The sequence below is a fragment of the Burkholderia sp. JKS000303 genome (genome assembly GCF_002563755.1).
Lineage (GTDB): Bacteria > Pseudomonadota > Gammaproteobacteria > Burkholderiales > Burkholderiaceae > Burkholderia > Burkholderia anthina_B.
Genome location: NZ_PDBZ01000004.1, coordinates 409,930 through 425,886 on the forward strand (window position 1 = coordinate 409,930; position 15,957 = coordinate 425,886).

17 protein-coding genes are annotated in these 15,957 nt (G+C 67.9%); 15 read left to right on the forward strand and 2 right to left on the reverse strand.

The features are described 5' to 3' along the window. Positions 1-17: 17 nt before the first annotated feature. From BX604_RS35125 to BX604_RS35160, 8 genes are all read left to right on the forward strand, one after another. Positions 18-1,196, forward strand: coding sequence for an acetyl-CoA C-acyltransferase (locus BX604_RS35125; protein WP_098556083.1), 1,179 nt, complete (start codon positions 18-20; stop codon positions 1,194-1,196). A 308-nt stretch (positions 1,197-1,504) separates the two neighbouring features. Beyond that, positions 1,505-2,905, forward strand: coding sequence for a sensor domain-containing diguanylate cyclase (locus BX604_RS35130; RefSeq protein ID WP_098556085.1), 1,401 nt, complete (start codon positions 1,505-1,507; stop codon positions 2,903-2,905). Between the two features lie 83 nt (positions 2,906-2,988). Further along, complete coding sequence (locus BX604_RS35135; protein WP_098556087.1) at positions 2,989-4,065, forward strand: DUF3592 domain-containing protein; 1,077 nt, start codon at positions 2,989-2,991, stop codon at positions 4,063-4,065. Positions 4,066-4,446: 381 nt separating this feature from the next. Beyond that, a complete protein-coding gene (locus tag BX604_RS35140; RefSeq protein WP_098556090.1) occupies positions 4,447-4,761 on the forward strand; it encodes a Dabb family protein in 315 nt (104 codons plus the stop codon). Further along, on the forward strand, positions 4,758-5,237 hold the full coding sequence (locus BX604_RS35145) for a PaaI family thioesterase (protein WP_098556092.1): 480 nt from the start codon (positions 4,758-4,760) through the stop codon (positions 5,235-5,237). The genes BX604_RS35140 and BX604_RS35145 overlap by 4 nt, the downstream gene beginning before the upstream one ends. Before the next feature lie 113 nt (positions 5,238-5,350). Then, positions 5,351-6,349, forward strand: a complete 999-nt coding sequence (locus BX604_RS35150; protein WP_098556094.1) for an NADP-dependent oxidoreductase — start codon at positions 5,351-5,353, stop codon at positions 6,347-6,349. A gap of 61 nt (positions 6,350-6,410) precedes the next feature. Continuing rightward, positions 6,411-7,370 carry an alpha/beta hydrolase gene (locus tag BX604_RS35155; RefSeq protein ID WP_098556096.1) on the forward strand — a complete coding sequence of 320 codons (960 nt, stop codon included), beginning with the start codon at positions 6,411-6,413 and terminating at the stop codon, positions 7,368-7,370. Positions 7,371-7,403: 33 nt separating this feature from the next. Continuing rightward, positions 7,404-7,844, forward strand: coding sequence for a GNAT family N-acetyltransferase (locus tag BX604_RS35160; RefSeq protein WP_098556568.1), 441 nt, complete (start codon positions 7,404-7,406; stop codon positions 7,842-7,844). A gap of 15 nt (positions 7,845-7,859) precedes the next feature. Here the strand turns inward: BX604_RS35160 and BX604_RS35165 are convergent, their stop codons facing one another. Next, the gene (locus BX604_RS35165; RefSeq protein WP_098556098.1) at positions 7,860-8,705 is read right to left on the reverse strand and encodes an NRDE family protein; all 846 of its coding nucleotides are present in this window, start codon (positions 8,703-8,705) and stop codon (positions 7,860-7,862) included. Between the two features lie 76 nt (positions 8,706-8,781). Further along, positions 8,782-9,816 carry a CAF17-like 4Fe-4S cluster assembly/insertion protein YgfZ gene (gene ygfZ / locus BX604_RS35170; protein ID WP_098556101.1) on the reverse strand — a complete coding sequence of 345 codons (1,035 nt, stop codon included), beginning with the start codon at positions 9,814-9,816 and terminating at the stop codon, positions 8,782-8,784. 77 nt (positions 9,817-9,893) lie between these two features. On the opposite strand from ygfZ, the gene mltG reads away from it, so the two are divergent. The 7 genes from mltG (at position 9,894) to BX604_RS35205 (ending at position 15,943) form a co-directional block, all read left to right on the forward strand. Further along, positions 9,894-10,913 (forward strand): endolytic transglycosylase MltG, encoded by a 1,020-nt coding sequence (gene mltG / locus BX604_RS35175; protein ID WP_098556103.1) that lies wholly within the window; start codon positions 9,894-9,896, stop codon positions 10,911-10,913. Continuing rightward, entirely contained in the window at positions 10,914-11,534 is a 621-nt protein-coding gene (gene tmk, locus BX604_RS35180) for a dTMP kinase (RefSeq protein WP_098556106.1), read from the forward strand. Between the two features lie 19 nt (positions 11,535-11,553). Continuing rightward, positions 11,554-12,582 carry a DNA polymerase III subunit delta' gene (locus BX604_RS35185; protein ID WP_098556108.1) on the forward strand — a complete coding sequence of 343 codons (1,029 nt, stop codon included), beginning with the start codon at positions 11,554-11,556 and terminating at the stop codon, positions 12,580-12,582. Between the two features lie 78 nt (positions 12,583-12,660). After that, positions 12,661-13,440 carry a TatD family hydrolase gene (locus tag BX604_RS35190; RefSeq protein WP_098556111.1) on the forward strand — a complete coding sequence of 260 codons (780 nt, stop codon included), beginning with the start codon at positions 12,661-12,663 and terminating at the stop codon, positions 13,438-13,440. Positions 13,441-13,484: 44 nt separating this feature from the next. After that, entirely contained in the window at positions 13,485-14,195 is a 711-nt protein-coding gene (locus tag BX604_RS35195) for an ankyrin repeat domain-containing protein (RefSeq protein ID WP_096503081.1), read from the forward strand. Between the two features lie 122 nt (positions 14,196-14,317). Next, positions 14,318-14,674 (forward strand): Rap1a/Tai family immunity protein, encoded by a 357-nt coding sequence (locus tag BX604_RS35200; protein WP_031399254.1) that lies wholly within the window; start codon positions 14,318-14,320, stop codon positions 14,672-14,674. A gap of 96 nt (positions 14,675-14,770) precedes the next feature. Beyond that, the gene (locus tag BX604_RS35205; RefSeq protein WP_098556113.1) at positions 14,771-15,943 is read left to right on the forward strand and encodes a mechanosensitive ion channel family protein; all 1,173 of its coding nucleotides are present in this window, start codon (positions 14,771-14,773) and stop codon (positions 15,941-15,943) included. Positions 15,944-15,957: the final 14 nt, after the last annotated feature.

A 15,957-nucleotide genomic window follows, 5' to 3' on the forward strand; every position in this document is an offset into this window, starting at 1 on the left:
GACCGAAGGAGACTCGCATGACCGAAGCCGTAATCGTATCGACCGCACGCACGCCGCTCGCAAAATCGTGGCGCGGTGCATTCAACATGACGCACGGCGCGACGCTCGGCGGCCACGTGGTTGCCGCCGCGCTCGAGCGCGCGAAGCTCGACCCCGCGCGCGTCGAGGACGTGATCATGGGCTGCGCGAATCCCGAAGGCGCGACCGGTGCGAACATCGCACGCCAGATCGCGCTGCGCGCGGGGCTGCCGGTCAGCGTGCCGGGGATGACGGTGAACCGTTTCTGCTCGTCAGGGCTGCAGACGATCGCGCTGGCCGCGCAGCGGATCATCGCGGGCGAGGGCGACGTGTATGTGGCGGGCGGCGTCGAATCGATCTCGTGCGTGCAGAACGAGATGAACCGGCACATGATCCAGGAAGGCTGGCTCGTCGAGCACAAGCCCGAGATCTACTGGAACATGCTGCAGACGGCCGAGAACGTCGCGAAGCGCTACGGGATCGCGAAGGACCGGCAGGATGCCTACGGCGTGCAGTCGCAACTGCGCGCGGCGGCCGCGCAGGAAGCCGGGCGTTTCCGCGACGAAATCGTGCCGATCACCGTGCGTGCGGGCATTGCCGACAAAGCGACGGGGCGGCTGTTCACGCAGGACGTGACGGTGTCGGCCGACGAAGGCATTCGGCCCGACACGACGCTCGAAGGCGTGTCGAAGATCCGTTCGGCCGTGCCGGGCGGCGTGATCACCGCCGGCAATGCGAGCCAGTTTTCCGATGGTGCATCGGCGTGCGTCGTGATGAGCGCCGATGTCGCGCAGCGCGAAGGGCTGCAGCCGCTCGGCGTGTTCCGTGGTTTCGCGGTCGCTGGCTGCGAGCCGGACGAGATGGGTATCGGCCCGGTGTTCGCGGTGCCGAAGCTGCTAAAGCAGGCGGGGCTGAAGGTCGACGACATCGGCCTGTGGGAATTGAACGAAGCGTTCGCAGTGCAGGTGCTGTATTGCCGCGACACGCTCGGGATTCCTGACGAACGCCTGAACGTGAACGGCGGCGCGATCGCGGTTGGCCATCCGTACGGCGTGTCGGGCGCGCGCCTGACGGGCCACGCGCTGATCGAAGGGAAGCGCCGCGGCGTGAAATACGTGGTGGTCACGATGTGCATCGGCGGCGGGCAGGGCGCGGCCGGCCTGTTCGAAATCGTCTGATCTTTGTCCGCCGGCGACCGCGGCTTGGTAGGATGGAAACCGCGGCCGCCGCGCGAATCCGCGACGGTCGGGCGCAATTCGTAACGAAGAGACGATAAACGGCGTCCGCCGGGTGATGCCGTTTCCCCTTACTTGTCAAACGAATTGCCGCCCCTATACTTGCTCTGTCATTTGTCTTTCGGCGGGATGGGCCCGCGCGTGCGTCGCTCCGACGTACGCGACGCGTTCCCGGCAGCCGGCGCAGATGCATCGTGCGTTTCCGGCGCCGTGGACGTTCGAACCACGCAGCAGACCGAACGGGGACCGAATTGAGTACGACCTATGCCGCCGGGGAACCGCCGCGCGTCGTAAGCGCGGCCGCGAGGCTCTACGCAAAATGCCTGCTGGTCGGATTTGCCTTGCTGCCGGCCTATCTGATCGCCTATCTGTGGTTTTTCAGCGACCCGCGCGTCGTGTTCGAGAGCCATGCATTCCATGAACTCGCGATCGCGGCCGCGACCCTCGAGGGCGCGTTCGTCACCTACGTGACATGGGTCTGCTACCGGTCGTCCGGCGAGCCGTTGCTGCGCTGGCTCACGCTGGGCTTTCTCGGCTTCGCGATGATCTACGCGTTGCACGGTGCGTTCACCGGGATGGCGCACCACAATATCTGGTTGTTCCTGCTGTACGGGCCCGCGTCGCGGCTCGTGATGTCGATCCTGCTGCTGACCGGATTGCTGTCGTATTCCCAGCCGCCCGATCGCATCGAGAAGCGCACGCGGGCGCGCACGTGGCTGCCGTGGATCGTGTTCTTCGTGATCGTCAACCTGGCGGTCGCGTACATCGCGTATTCGCCCGTCGCCGGCGCGCTCGGGACGCGGATGTCGATGGAAGGCGGCGCGCTCGTGTTTTCCCTGCTCAACGTCGGCGTGCTCCTCGCGCGGCGCATCCGTTCGCCGCTGATGGTGATCTACGGCGTGTCGATCATGGCGTTCGCGCTGTCGTCGCTCGCGTTCATTCTCGGTAAGCCGTGGAATCACATGTGGTGGCTCGCGCATGCCATCTTCGCGGGCGGGTTCTTCCTGCTCAGCTACGGCGTGGTGCAGGCGTTGCAGACGACGCGTTCGTTCTCCGCGATCTACAGCCAGGAAGACCTGATGAGCCGGCTGTCGGAATCGATGGCGCGCACCGAGAGCGCGCTGCAGGAACTGCGGCGCACCAACCAGAAGCTCGAATACATGGCCGCGACCGATCCGATGACGGGCGCGTCGAACCGTCGCCAGTTCATCGCGCAGGTCGAGCGCGAGATCGTGCGCGCGGAACGCGACGGCACGCCGTTCTGCCTGCTCGCGCTCGATCTCGACAATTTCAAGAACATCAACGACGCATACGGGCATCAGATCGGCGACGAGGTGCTGCGCGGCGTCGTGCGCCAGTGTCTCGAGGCGATTCGTCCGGCGGGGGCGCTCGCGCGGGTCGGCGGCGAGGAGTTCATGGCGCTGTTGCCGGAGATGCCGCTCGAAGGGGCGCGCATGACGGCCGAACGCGTCCGCTCGTCGATCGCGAGCTCGCCGTTCGGGCTGGATTTCAAGCGCGTGCAGGTGACGGTCAGCGTCGGCGTGGCGCAGTACGGCGTCGACGGGAGCACGGTCGATGCGTTGCTGAGGGTGGTCGACGAGCGGTTGTATCAGGCGAAGCGGGACGGACGGAACCGGGTCGTGTCGCGGTGAGCCGCGCGGGCCGATGCTGCGGTGTGGCGGTGTGGCGCTTCTTGGACCGTATCATGTTGGTCTGACGAGACCGGACATGCTGTATGAGAGACAAGAGCAAGCCTGACGACAACCCTATCGCGAATGTCGATACCGGATACGCCCAGCGCGACGCCGGGCAACGCAGGGCACGCAGGACTTCAACACCTCACCCTGCCGATGTGGGCGCGGCCGGCGCGACACGCGCATCGACATGCCGACGCGTGAACGGGTTCTTGCTGGTCGGCGTTGCTCTTCTGCTGAGTGCCGCCGTCTGGGTCTATGCGTCAATCTCGGCGACGTCGCGCATGACGGAGACCGAAGCCGTCGTCGTCGGGTTTTCACACGACGGCTACGACGTCGGCCACTACCGGACCGTCTATCGGTTCGTCACCGCGAGCGGCGAAACCGTTGACGTGACGGGGCGGCTGGCCACGACGTCGCCAAGCGCCGATCCGGGCGACAAGGACCGGCTCTACTACGACCCGGCTCATCCGGCCGACGGCGTGATATTCGCGGGTTTTTTCGAGCGATGGTTCGGCGTCGGGATCCTGACCATTCTGGGCACCGTGTTTGCCGGGATCGGCGTGCTGGTCGGGCGGGAGGGTTCGTCGTCGACGGAGCCCGGGCAAGCTGCCGGGCATGCGTCCGGTGCGAAATCCGGATCCGAAGCAATGAGCATGATGGCCGGGCTCGCGCTCTTCGCCGGATTGCCGTTGTTGCTGGGTAGCGGCCTGCTGGGCGGCGCGGGCGCACTTTACGTGCACAACCAGAAGCAGGTCCGCGATTACGTCCACACGACCGGACAGGTCGTCGAGATGGCAGAACGCAAGCGCAGCGATCGGGGCGCCGGCAGCATGTACTCGGCGATCGTCACGTTCCGGACGGATACCGGCCGGGCCGTCACCTTCGCGCAGGGTTCGTCGTCCAGCGATACGCTGAATACCGGGGACACCGTTCGCGTGCTCTACGATCCCCGCAACCCCGACCGCGCGGTCGTGCGCAGTTTCGGCGAGCAGTGGGGGGCCGTCCTCATCCTGTGCGCGATCGGATTGCCGTTTGTCGCGGTCGGCGTGGGCTTTGGCGGCTGTGCTGCACTGGACGCGTGGCGTTATCGCCGGAAGAAGCGCAAGGTCCACTGAGCGACGAAGCGGATTGCGGTTGGGCACGGCGGTACCGGTCCGGTGCGCGCCGTGCCGGTCGAGCGACAGTGCGTAGAATGTCAGCGCGGTGTCCGGCGCGGCGCCGGGCGGCACGCCGCACGATCGGCCCATCGGAGCCGTCAAGTTTGGTAGGCTTGGTGCCTGCCGTCGCTTGCCGGGCCGTGTCGCCGAATGTCGACGCGGTGAAAAACGCGTATCGTCGCCGGAAGACCGGACGACAGCCGGTTCCTGCCGGCTTCGCGCCGGCCGCCTGCGACCGCGGGCAAGCGGTGCAGACCGACAAATGACATGACGGGGGCGCATCGCCCGCCGGCCGCGGCGAGCCGGCGTCGCGAACCCCAACGAACAGGAGCAACGGAAGTGATCAGACACATTGTCATGTGGAAGCTGAAGGAATCGGCGGAAGGCGGCACGCGCGCGCAAAACGCACTCAGGCTGAAGGAAAAGCTCGAAGGTTGCCGCGATCTCGTGCCCGGCATCCTGCAGCTCGACGTCGGCGTGGCGACGCCGGGTCTCGATGCGACCAGCGACGTCGTGCTCGTGTCCGATTTCACGGACCAGGCCGCGCTCGATGCTTACCAGGTACACCCCGTTCACCAGGAAGTGAAGAAATTCGTCGTGGCGGTGGCCGAATCGCGCCAGTGCGTCGACTACCTGTCCGACAGCGCACGATGAGCGACGCGGCATCCCCGACGGACGGTCCGTCGATCGAAAGCCCGTTCGTCGACCTGCTCGGCGTGCGGCTGATATCCGCGAAGGACGGCGCGAGCGAGATCGTGCTGCCGCTCGACGAACGGCACATGAACACGTGGAGCATCGCGCACGGCGGCGTGACGATGACGCTGTCGGACATCGCGCTCGCGATGGCCGCGCGCAGCCTGACCGATGACGGCGTCGGCGTCGTCACGGTCGAGATGAAGGTGAACTTCATGCAGCCGGGGCGCGGCGAGTTGCGCGCCTACGGGCGCGTGATGCATCGGTCGACGACGATGGCGTACTGCGAAGGCGAAGTGCGCGACAGCGACGGCAACTTCGTCGCGAAGGCGCTCGGCACGTTCAAGTACATGCGGCGGCTCGCGGTCGGCCGCGACATCAAGCGGCAACGCACGCGCACGGTGCCGGACGCACAGCCAGGCCCGAGCGACGCGTAAGCGCTGCCGAGCGCGGCCCTGCCTGGTCACAGGCAGGGCCGTTTTGTTTTGGGGCGTGGAGGCGCGGGCTTGCGCCGCAGCAACGCCGGGTGAATGAAGCGAAGGAGGCAGCAATGAATACGGTCAACCGCCAGATCCTGCTCGTGTCGCGCCCGCAAGGTGCCGCGAGCGCCGACAACTTCCGGCTCGTCGAGACGCCGCTCTTGCCGCTCGCCGACGGTGAACTGCGCGTACGCAACCATTTCCTGTCGCTCGATCCGTACATGCGCGGACGGATGAACGACGCGAAGTCGTACGCGGTGCCGCAGCCGCTGAACGAAGTCATGATCGGCGGCACGGCGGGCGAGGTGGTCGAATCGCGGCACCCGGATTTCGCGGTCGGCGAACACGTGGTCGGCCAGTTCGGCTGGCAGGAATACGGTACGTCGAACGGCAGCGGACTGCGCAAGGTCGATACGTCGCGGGTGCCGCTGTCGGCATGGCTCGGCGTGACCGGCATGCCGGGCGTGACCGCGTGGGTCGGGCTGAACCGGATCATCGTGCCGAAGGCCGGCGACACCGTCGTCGTCAGCGCGGCGAGCGGTGCGGTCGGCAGCGTCGTCGGCCAGCTCGCGAAGCGCGCCGGGTGCCGCGCGGTCGGTATCGCGGGCGGCCCCGACAAGTGCCGTTACGTGATCGACACGCTCGGCTTCGACGCGTGCGTCGACTACAAGGCCGGCCGGCTGGCCGACGACCTGGCCGCCGCGACGCCGGACGGCGTCGACGGCTGCTTCGAGAACGTCGGCGGCGCGGTGCTCGACGCGACGATGGCGCGGATGAACGCGTTCGGCCGCATTGCCGTGTGCGGGATGATCTCCGGTTACGACGGCGCGGCCGCGCCGCTCGCGAATCCCGGACTGATCCTGCGTTCGCGGCTGACGATGCAGGGTTTCATCGTGTTCGAGCATCCCGACGCATGGCCGCCCGCGCTGGCCGAGCTGGGCGAACTCGTCGCGACGCGTCAGCTGCATTACCGCGAGACGATCGCACATGGGCTCGAGCGTGCGCCCGATGCATTCCTGGGGCTGCTGAAGGGCCACAATTTCGGCAAGCAGCTGGTGCAGCTCGTCTGACCCGCGCATGGCATCATGTGACGCTTGTCCGTTCACGGCGCCGAGTGCGCCGTCCTCACCGATGCCGCTGAATCCGAAGATCGCCCAGGTGCTCGACATGGTCGAGCGCGCGAAACGTCCGTCCTATCACCAGCAGACGCCGCAGCAGGCGCGCGCCGCGTACGAGAAGAGCGCGCCGATCCTCGACGTCGCGCCGGCGCCGATGCATTCGGTCGAAGCGTGCGTCGTGCCCACGCGCGACGGCCGCACGATCGGCGCGCGGCTGTACCTGCCGGTCGAGCCGAGCCTCGCCGAACCGCTGCCCGCGCTCGTCTACTACCACGGCGGCGGCTTCACGGTCGGCAGCGTCGATACGCACGACGCGCTGTGCCGGATGTTCGCGCGCGACGCGCAGTGCGCGGTGCTGTCGGTCGACTACCGGCTCGCGCCCGAGCACCGGTTTCCGACCGCGGTGAACGACGCCGACGACGCGTTGCGCTGGCTGCATCGCGAGGCCGCCGCATTCGGCATCGACGCCACGCGACTCGCGGTCGGCGGCGACAGCGCCGGCGGCACGCTGGCGACCGTCTGCGCGGTGCTCGCCCGCAACGCGGGCATCGAGCTTGTGCTGCAGATGCTGATCTATCCGGGCGTGACGGGCTACCAGGACACCGAATCGCACGCGCGGCTCGCGAGCGGCTACCTGCTGACGCAGGACACGATCCAGTGGTTCTTCGGACAATATGTCCGCGATCGCTCGGATCGCGACGACTGGCGCTTCGCGCCGCTCGACGGCAAGCGCGATGCGCCGTCGTTCGCGGGCGTCGCGCCGGCATGGATCGCGACGGCCGAATACGATCCGCTGAGCGACGAAGGCGCCGCCTACGCGGACAAGCTGCGCGCGGCCGGCAACACGGTCACGCTGGTCTGCTATCCGGGGATGATCCACGAGTTCTTCAAGATGGGCGGCTATGTGCCCGAAGTGCGGGCCGCGCATGCCGACGCGGTCGCGGCGCTCAAGGCCGCATTCGACGACGTTTGACGGCGGTGGCGCGTGTGCCGCGCGGAGGAAGCGATGACGGACAGCTGGGTGGAAACGGGCGACTGGACGGCGCTCGGCGGCGATGCCGCACGTATCCGCGATGCAGTGTTCGTGCGCGAACAGCGGATTCCGCCGGAATGGGAACTCGATGACGAGGATCTGCTGTCGTTGCATGCCGTCGCTTACCGGGTCGACACGGCGACCGGCGCGCGTCGCGCGATCGCAACCGGGCGGCTGTTGCCGTCCGGTACGATCGGCCGCGTCGCGGTGCTGGCCGACGCGCGCGGGCAGGGCACCGGGTCAGCCGTGCTGCACGCGCTGCTGGATGCGGCGCGGCACCGCGGCGAGCCGGTCGTGCGGCTCTATGCGCTGGATGCCGCGGTGTCGTTTTACGCGCGACACGGCTTCGCGGCCGTCGGCGAACCGTTCGTCGAAGTCGGCGTGCGGCACGTCGAGATGGCGCGCGCGCCGTAGCATCGCGCGCCGCGCTCAGCGCGGCTTCGTCGCGTCGATGTCGAACGTGAACGCGCGCTCGAACGTGCCTGGTCGCACGGTGCGGTGCGAGCCGTCGTCGTCGCAGCGCTCCTTGATGTCGACCGTCAGCCGCACGCCTTCCTTCATCGTCACGCGCAGCGCGGTCGTGCCGCGCGTGCCGTATTCGGGCGTTTCGATGAACGCGGCCGACAGCGCACGTTCGCGCTCGATCGGAATGCCCGTGTGCGGCAGCGCATCGTCGTCGGCGACGTGCGTGTCGCGCATCAGCTCGATCAGCTCGTCGAGCGACGGCGTCGGGTTGTCGGTCAGCAGCGTGCCGAGCTCCGCGCGCTTGCGCACGACTTTCGGCCAGGGCGTGTCGAGCCGCGCATTCGACAGCGCGTGCACGCCGGCGCCGATCGCCACCGGCGCGGCGACGCCGGTTTCGCCTTCGACCGCGCGGTTGCAGAACCAGGCGAGCTCGCGGCGCTTCCAGTCGCCGACGAGCAGGTTGAAGCCGTTGTACACGGCCGCATGCTCGGCCAGTTCGCCGAGGTAATCGAGCGGCGCGACGGACGGGCCGCCGAGGAAGTCGGAGACGAGCTTGCCGCGGGTCGGCGCGCCCGCGCGAATGTCGAACGGCGCGCGGTAGTTCGTCAGCGCCGCGAAGCGGCCGTCGCGCGACACGCCGAGCCACGTGCCGCCGGCCTCGAGATCGCGGCCGGCCAGTACGCCCGGCACGTCCTCCCACCATGAAAGCGGCGCACTCGTACGACGGAAGAACTCGTCGCGGTTGGCGGTGAGGGTAAAGACGGGACCGGCGGCGGCATCAGGCTGCCAGTCGAAGGCAATCAGACACATCGGGCGAATCTCTCGCAGGAAACATCGGGCGCCGGCTGCGACGTGCGAACCGGCGCGCGAACGGGTTATCAGTGCATCACACTTCCGTCGGCCACGCGTACGGCAGCGCGTCGAACGCGAGCGCCGGACCGTCGGCCGAACCGAGGTGCACCGTGCCGCCGTCGAGCGCGGCCAGCTTGATCTCGACGAGCGCATCGACGCCGCCCGCAGGCGCGGCCGCCGCGTTGACGATCATCCCGCACGGCTGGCCCGGATCGTCGCTGTGGAACAGCTCGATGCCGGCGTGCACGGTGTCGGTCTCGCCGGCGACGTGCGCGAGTGCAGTGCGGCGCTTGATCGTGCCGCGATACTGGCTGCGCGCGACGATTTCCTGGCCCGGGTAGCACCCCTTCCTGAAGTTAACGGCGCCGATCACGTCGAAGTTGACCATCTGCGGCACGAACTGTTCGACGGCCGGCTGCGTGATGCGCGGCTCGCCCGCGCGAACGTCGAGCCAGTCCCACACGGCGGGAGACACCACCGGCAGCGTGCCGGCGAGCGCGGCGAGGCGCGCGTCGACTTCCGCGCGCGGCCCGATCCACAGGTAGCGCTTGCGGCCAGCGGCATCCGGCACGCGAATCAGCGCGCCGGCCGGGCCGTCGACCTTCACGTGCACGCCGTCCGGCAGCGCGTCGAAGATGCCCGACAGCGCGTCGCGCACGTCGCCGGCGAAGCCGACCACCGCGAGCGTGTCGGTCGCGTCCGTGAGCTTCGCCTTGGCGCGCAGCACGAACATCGACAGCCGTTTCTGCACGGCAGCCTGCACGTCCTTCGAAACCAGCAGGCGCACGCCGTGACCGGCGCGCCACGTGAGGAACGATGCGAGCAGGCGGCCCTTCGGCGAGCAATAGCCGGACAGGCGCGCGCTCGCGGCATCGAGATGCTCGATGTCGTTGGTGAGCTGGCTGTGCAGGAACGTCGCGGCGTCGTCGCCGGCCACGTCGATCACGCCGAACTGCGGGAGCGGCATGCAGGCGCCCGGCGCATCGAAATCGGCGGCGGACGGGCGGGGGAAAACGGGGAGCGAGGCAGATGCGGCCTGGGCAGCCGGTGAAGCGAACGGTGTGCTCATGGAATGAGGGAACAGTCAACCCTGACTTTGACGAAGGCGAGCAAGTATTATATGGGTCTTACCTGAGTCACGTTTCCATGTCCCTACTGAAGAAATGCGCCGCGACTGTCGTGGCGCTGGCCGTCGTTGTGGCCGCTGCCGGCGCGGGCGGCGGGTATTACTGGGCGAGCCGGCCGTTGTTGCTGGGCGCCGCGTCGCTCGACGTCACGATCAAACCGCGCAGCAGCGTGAAAAGCGTCGCGGTGCAGCTCAAGCGGGGCGGCGTGCCGATCGAGCCGTTCGGATTCGTCGCGATGACGCGATTGCTCGGGCTGTCGAGCCGACTGAAGTCCGGCAACTATGAATTCAAGACCGGGATCACACCCTATGACGTGCTGCAGAAGATCGCGCGCGGCGACGTGAACGAATACGTCGCGACGGTGATCGAGGGCTGGACCTTCAAGCGGATGCGGGCGGAACTCGACGGCAATCCCGATCTGGTGCACGCGACGGCCGGCATGAGCGATGCCGAGTTGCTGCGCGCGATCGGCGCGTCGGACACCGCGATCCAGCGCGGCAGCGGCGAAGGGTTGTTCTTTCCCGACACCTACCTGTTCGACAAGGGCACGAGCGACCTGAACATCTACCGGCGCGCGTACCACCTGATGCAGACGCGCCTCGACGAAGCATGGGCCGCGCGTGCGCCGGGGCTGCCGTACAAGACACCTTACGACGCGCTGACGATCGCGTCGATCGTCGAAAAGGAAACGGGCCATGCGGCCGATCGTGCATTCGTCGCGGCCGTGTTCGCGAACCGGTTGCGCATCGGGATGCCGCTGCAGACCGATCCGTCGGTGATCTACGGCCTCGGCGACGCGTACGATGGCCACCTGCGCAAGCGCGACCTGCAGGCGGACACTCCTTACAATACCTATACGCGCCGCGGGTTGCCGCCGACGCCGATTGCCCTGCCGGGCGTTGCCTCGTTGCAGGCGGCGATCAATCCGGCCCCGACGAGCGCACTTTATTTCGTCGCGAAGGGTGACGGCACGAGCGTGTTCTCGGACACGCTCGGCGATCACAACAAGGCCGTGGACAAGTACATACGAGGTCAATAGATGGCGAGCGGTAAATTCATCACGTTCGAAGGCATCGACGGGGCGGGGAAGACCACCCACCTGCAATGGTTCTGCGAACGCCTGCAAGGCAAGCTGGCCGCGAGCGGCCGGCAGGTCGTCGTTACGCGCGAGCCAGGCGGCACGCAGCTCGGCGAGAAGCTGCGCGAGATCCTGCTGAACCAGCCGATGGATCTCGAAACCGAAGCGCTGCTGATGTTCGCCGCGCGCCGCGAGCATCTCGCACTCGTGATCGAGCCCGCGCTCGCGCGCGGCGACTGGGTCGTGTCCGATCGCTTTACCGACGCGACGTTCGCGTACCAGGGCGGCGGCCGCGGGCTGCCGCGCGACAAGCTCGAGACGCTCGAGCGCTGGGTGCAGGGCGGTTTCCAGCCGGACCTGACGGTGCTGTTCGACGTCGCACCGCAAATCGCGAGCGAGCGCCGCGGCGCCGCGCGCATGCCCGACAAGTTCGAAAGCGAGTCGGACGCGTTCTTCTCGCGCACCCGCAGCGAATACCTGCGCCGCGCGGAAGAGGCGCTGCACCGCTTCGCGATCGTCGACGCGACGCAGTCGATTCCCGAGATCCGCCAGCAGCTCGAACGCGTGCTCGCCGCGCTGTAACACGCAAGGAACGCACCACATGATCTATCCGTGGCAGACCGACGACTGGACCCGCCTGCAGCAACTGCGTGCGCAATGGCCGCATGCGCTGCTGCTGCACGGCCAGGCCGGGATCGGCAAGCTGCAGTTCGCGCAGCATCTCGCGCAGGGCTTCCTGTGCGAAGCGCCGCAGCCGAACGGCGAGCCGTGCGGCACCTGCGCGGCCTGTACGTGGTTCGCGCAAGGCAACCATCCGGACTACCGGATCGTGCTGCCGGAGGCGCTCGCGGGCGAAGCGCCGGGCGCGGCCGACGATGCAAAGGCAGCCGACGCGGACGACGGCGGCAAGAAGACGCGCGCACCCAGCAAGGAAATCAAGATCGAGCAGGTGCGGGCGTTGCTCGACTTTTGCGGCGTCGGCTCGCACCGCGGCGGCGCGCGCGTCGTCGTGCTGTATCCGGCCGAGGCACTGAACGTCGCTGCGTCGAACGCGCTGCTGAAGACGCTCGAGGAGCCGCCGTCGGGCGTCGTGTTCCTGCTGGTGTCGGCGCGGATCGACCGGTTGCTGCCGACGATCATCAGTCGTTGCCGCCAGTGGCCGATGACCGTGCCGGCGCCCGAGACGGCACAGGCGTGGCTCGCGGCACAAGGCGTGGCCGATGCACGTGCGCTGCTCGCCGAAGCCGGCGGCGCGCCGCTCGCCGCACTGGCGCTCGCGAGCGACGAGAATCGGCCGCTGCGCGACTTCACGCTCGGCCAGCTCGCGGCCGGCGCCGCGTGCGATCCGTTCGCGTGCGGCGAGGCGCTGCAGAAGCTGCCGATGCCGCTCGTGCTCGGCTGGTTGCAGCGCTGGCTGTACGATCTGCTCGCGCAGCGGATGGCGGGCGCGCCGCGCTACTTCCCGATGCACGCGACGGCGCTTGCGCGCTGCGCGGAGGCGGTCGACGCGAATGCGTTCGCACGCTTCATGAAGGCCGTGACGCGCCAGCGTGCCGTCGAGAACCATCCGCTCAACGCGCGGCTCGTATTCGAGGAACTATTTCTCGGTTATCGGGAAATGTTCGCGTGAGCGCGGATTGTTTCCGCCGGGTAGGGAAACGATTGCCGGCGAGCGCGTGAGCGCCTGCCTTACGTATTCAGGAAACATATGTTCGTCGATTCTCACTGCCACATCAATTTCAAGGGTCTCGCCGACCGTCTGCCGGCCGTGCTGGAGAACATGCGCGAGCACGACGTCACGCACGCGTTGTGCGTGTCGGTCGACTTCGAGACGCTGCCCGACGTGCTCGCGATCGCGCAGGCGCACGACAACGTCTACGCGTCGGTCGGCGTGCACCCGGATCACGAGGATGCACGGGAGCCGACGCTCGCGGAGCTGATCGAGCTGGCCGCGCACCCGAAGGTCGTCGCGATCGGCGAGACGGGCCTCGACTACTACCGGCTCGAAGGCCGTTCGATCGACGACATGGAATGGCAGCGCGAACGCTTTCGCACGCATATCCGCGCGGCGACCGCGACCATGAAGCCGCTGATCATCCACACCCGCTCGTCGTCGGAAGACACGCTGCGGATCATGGCCGAGGAGCGCGCGGCGGTGCCGGGCGGCGTGATGCACTGTTTCACCGAGCCGTGGCCGGTCGCCGAGCAGGCGCTTGCGCAGAACTTCCATATCTCGCTGTCGGGCATCGTCACGTTCAAGAACGCGACCGACGTGCAGGACGTCGCGCGGCGCGTGCCGCTCGACCGGCTGCTGATCGAAACCGACTCGCCGTACCTTGCGCCGGTGCCATATCGCGGCAAGCCGAATGAACCTGCGTACGTCAGCCATGTCGGACGCTTTATCGCATCCGAACGCGGGATCGCCGTCGAGGCGCTCGCCGATGCGACGACGCAAAACTTTTTCCGGCTGTTCAAGATCGCCCGCTGACGACGCGCGGCACAGCCCATAACCCAGGGAAGGAGCCCACAACAATGACGAAGCCGACCACCTATCTGCCCAAACGCGCACTCGTCGCCGCCGCGCTCGTCGCGAGCGGCCTGTTTGCCGCCGCCGGCGCCCACGCCGAGTCGCTCGACGCTGTCGTCAAGGCGGTCAAGTTCGACGACATCGCCGACATCGGCCAACAACTGAAGAGCGGCAAGCTCGATCCGAACACGCTCGCGCCGAACGGCGACCCGCTGCTCGTGATCGCCGCGCGTGAAAAGTCCGACAAGGTTGCCGCCGCGCTCGCCACGACGCCGAACGTCGACCTCGAGAAGGAAGACAAGGCCGGCGAGAACGCGCTGATGCTCGCGTCGCTGAACGGCGACGTCGGGCTCGTCAAGCTGCTGATCGACAAGGGCGCGGAAGTCAGCAAGAAGGGCTGGGCGCCGCTGCACTACGCGGCCACCAACGGCCAGGACGCGGTCGTCAAGATCCTGCTCGACCACGACGCCTACATCGACACCGCGTCGCCGAACGGCACGACGCCGCTGATGATGGCCGCACGCGGCAACCATGCATCGACGGTCACGCTGCTGCTCGACCAGGGCGCCGATCCGCAGGTGAAGAACCAGCTCGGCATCACCGCGCTCGATTTCGCGAAGCACTACAAGGCGCCGGACGCAATCGAGATCCTGACCAAGCGGACGGTGCGCATCGGCGCGTCGACGCCGGCAGATGCGCAAAAGAGTGCAAAATGACGGTTTCGGCGCGACGGCGGGGCGCGCCCGGCCGGCCGGAAACCGGCCGGCAGCGGGCGTCCGGCCGTCGCGCCGGTCAGCGCAGTGAGCGGCCTTCGGGCCGCATTGACATAAGGAACACCATGTTGCGGGCTATGTTTTGTGCCGCGGCGTTTGCCGTGCCGTTGTCGGCGGCGGCGTTCACGGGCGCGGATCTCGACCGGCTGTGCGCGAAGACGGACGTCAAGTCGCGCGCGTCGTGCGCGGCCTACATCGAAGGCGCCGCCGATGGCGTCTACAACACCATCGACGCGATCGGCGGCACCACCGGGCCGCGCGTCGGGCAGTATTTCTGCCTGCCGCCCGACATCCGGGCGCAGCAGATGACCGACGCGGTGCGCAAGTACATCGCGGAGAATCCGAAGCTGGCCGACTACAACGCGAGTACCGCGGTGTCGCTCGGTCTCGGCAAGGCGTTTCCCTGCAAGGGCGGCAACTGATTTGACGCCGCGTCCGGGTGCGTGCGACGCCCGGACATCGCCGACGCATCCAGGACGAGGCCGACGCGCCTCATAACCGAAGCATCCCGGGCGCCGATGATTTCAATCGAGGAATTGCAGCGCATCGCCGATGCGCCGTTGCATTCGTGGCTCGGCACGCTGTTCGTGTCGGTCGTCGTCGTGCTGGTCGTCTTGATCGTGCATCGGCTCGGTGCACGCATCGTCAAGCGTATCGCGCAGCCATATCCGCTGATGAGCGTGATCCTGCGCTACATCGACAAGCCATCGCTCGTCACGCTCGCGCTGCTCGGGCTCGAGTTCCTGTGGGTCCAGTCCGACGACGGCATGTCGTTCGTGCGCGGGATGCGCACCGCGGCCGCGGTCGGCTCGATCATCTCGCTGACCTGGCTGCTGGTGCGGCTCGCGGCCGGCGTCGGCGACGCGATCATTCAGGCCCATCCGATGGATACGGCCGACAACCTGCACGCACGGCGCGTCCATACGCAGGCCAAGGTGCTCGTGCGGACCGTCATGGTGCTGATCGTGATCATCGGCACGGGCGCCGCGCTGATGACGTTCCCGAACGTGCGCCAGGTCGGCGCGAGCCTGCTGGCGTCGGCCGGCGTCGCGGGCCTCGTCGCCGGTATCGCCGCGCGGCCTGTGCTCGGCAACCTGATCGCCGGGCTGCAGATCGCGCTCACGCAGCCGATCCGGCTCGACGACGTCGTCGTGATCCAGGGCGAGTGGGGCCGCATCGAGGAAATCACCGGCTCGTTCGTGTCGGTACGGCTGTGGGATCAACGCCGGCTCGTCGTCCCGCTGCAGTGGATCATCGAAAACCCGTTCACGAACTGGACGCGCAGCAGCTCGGAGATCATCGGCACGGTGTACCTGTCGGTCGACTACCGCACGCCGCTCGCGCCGCTGCGCGAGGAGCTTGCGCGGCTCGTCCATGCGGCGCCCGAGTGGGACGGCCGCGTGCAGGTGCTGCAGGTGACCGACGCGACCGAGCGCGCGATGCAGTTGCGCGCGCTGGTGAGCGCCGTCGATTCGTCTGCGTGCTGGGATCTGCGCTGCCGCGTGCGCGAGGGGTTGATCGCGTACCTGCAGGCGCGCTATCCGCAATGCCTGCCGCGCAGCCGGATGGAGCTGTATCCGCACGAATCCGCGCCGGACGAGCCGAATCCCGAACGGCCGCATGCGCGACCGCCCGCCGCCAGCACGGCGGCCAATACCGCGGCCGACCCGAAGGCCACCGAAGGCCGCTGAACGCGTGCCGGAAC

Bases quoted from the DNA above. Each gene is read 5' to 3' on its own strand.
- BX604_RS35165 (WP_098556098.1), bottom strand. From the start codon at position 8,705: ATGTGTCTGATTGCCTTCGACTGGCAGCCTGATGCCGCCGCCGGTCCC.
- BX604_RS35125 (WP_098556083.1), top strand. From the start codon at position 18: ATGACCGAAGCCGTAATCGTATCGACCGCACGCACGCCGCTCGCAAAA.
- BX604_RS35195 (WP_096503081.1), top strand. From the start codon at position 13,485: ATGACGAAGCCGACCACCTATCTGCCCAAACGCGCACTCGTCGCCGCC.
- mltG (WP_098556103.1), top strand. From the start codon at position 9,894: ATGTCCCTACTGAAGAAATGCGCCGCGACTGTCGTGGCGCTGGCCGTC.
- BX604_RS35135 (WP_098556087.1), top strand. From the start codon at position 2,989: ATGAGAGACAAGAGCAAGCCTGACGACAACCCTATCGCGAATGTCGAT.
- tmk (WP_098556106.1), top strand. From the start codon at position 10,914: ATGGCGAGCGGTAAATTCATCACGTTCGAAGGCATCGACGGGGCGGGG.
- BX604_RS35190 (WP_098556111.1), top strand. From the start codon at position 12,661: ATGTTCGTCGATTCTCACTGCCACATCAATTTCAAGGGTCTCGCCGAC.
- BX604_RS35145 (WP_098556092.1), top strand. From the start codon at position 4,758: ATGAGCGACGCGGCATCCCCGACGGACGGTCCGTCGATCGAAAGCCCG.
- BX604_RS35160 (WP_098556568.1), top strand. From the start codon at position 7,404: ATGACGGACAGCTGGGTGGAAACGGGCGACTGGACGGCGCTCGGCGGC.
- BX604_RS35155 (WP_098556096.1), top strand. From the start codon at position 6,411: ATGCCGCTGAATCCGAAGATCGCCCAGGTGCTCGACATGGTCGAGCGC.
- BX604_RS35200 (WP_031399254.1), top strand. From the start codon at position 14,318: ATGTTGCGGGCTATGTTTTGTGCCGCGGCGTTTGCCGTGCCGTTGTCG.
- ygfZ (WP_098556101.1), bottom strand. From the start codon at position 9,816: ATGAGCACACCGTTCGCTTCACCGGCTGCCCAGGCCGCATCTGCCTCG.
- BX604_RS35150 (WP_098556094.1), top strand. From the start codon at position 5,351: ATGAATACGGTCAACCGCCAGATCCTGCTCGTGTCGCGCCCGCAAGGT.
- BX604_RS35205 (WP_098556113.1), top strand. From the start codon at position 14,771: ATGATTTCAATCGAGGAATTGCAGCGCATCGCCGATGCGCCGTTGCAT.
- BX604_RS35185 (WP_098556108.1), top strand. From the start codon at position 11,554: ATGATCTATCCGTGGCAGACCGACGACTGGACCCGCCTGCAGCAACTG.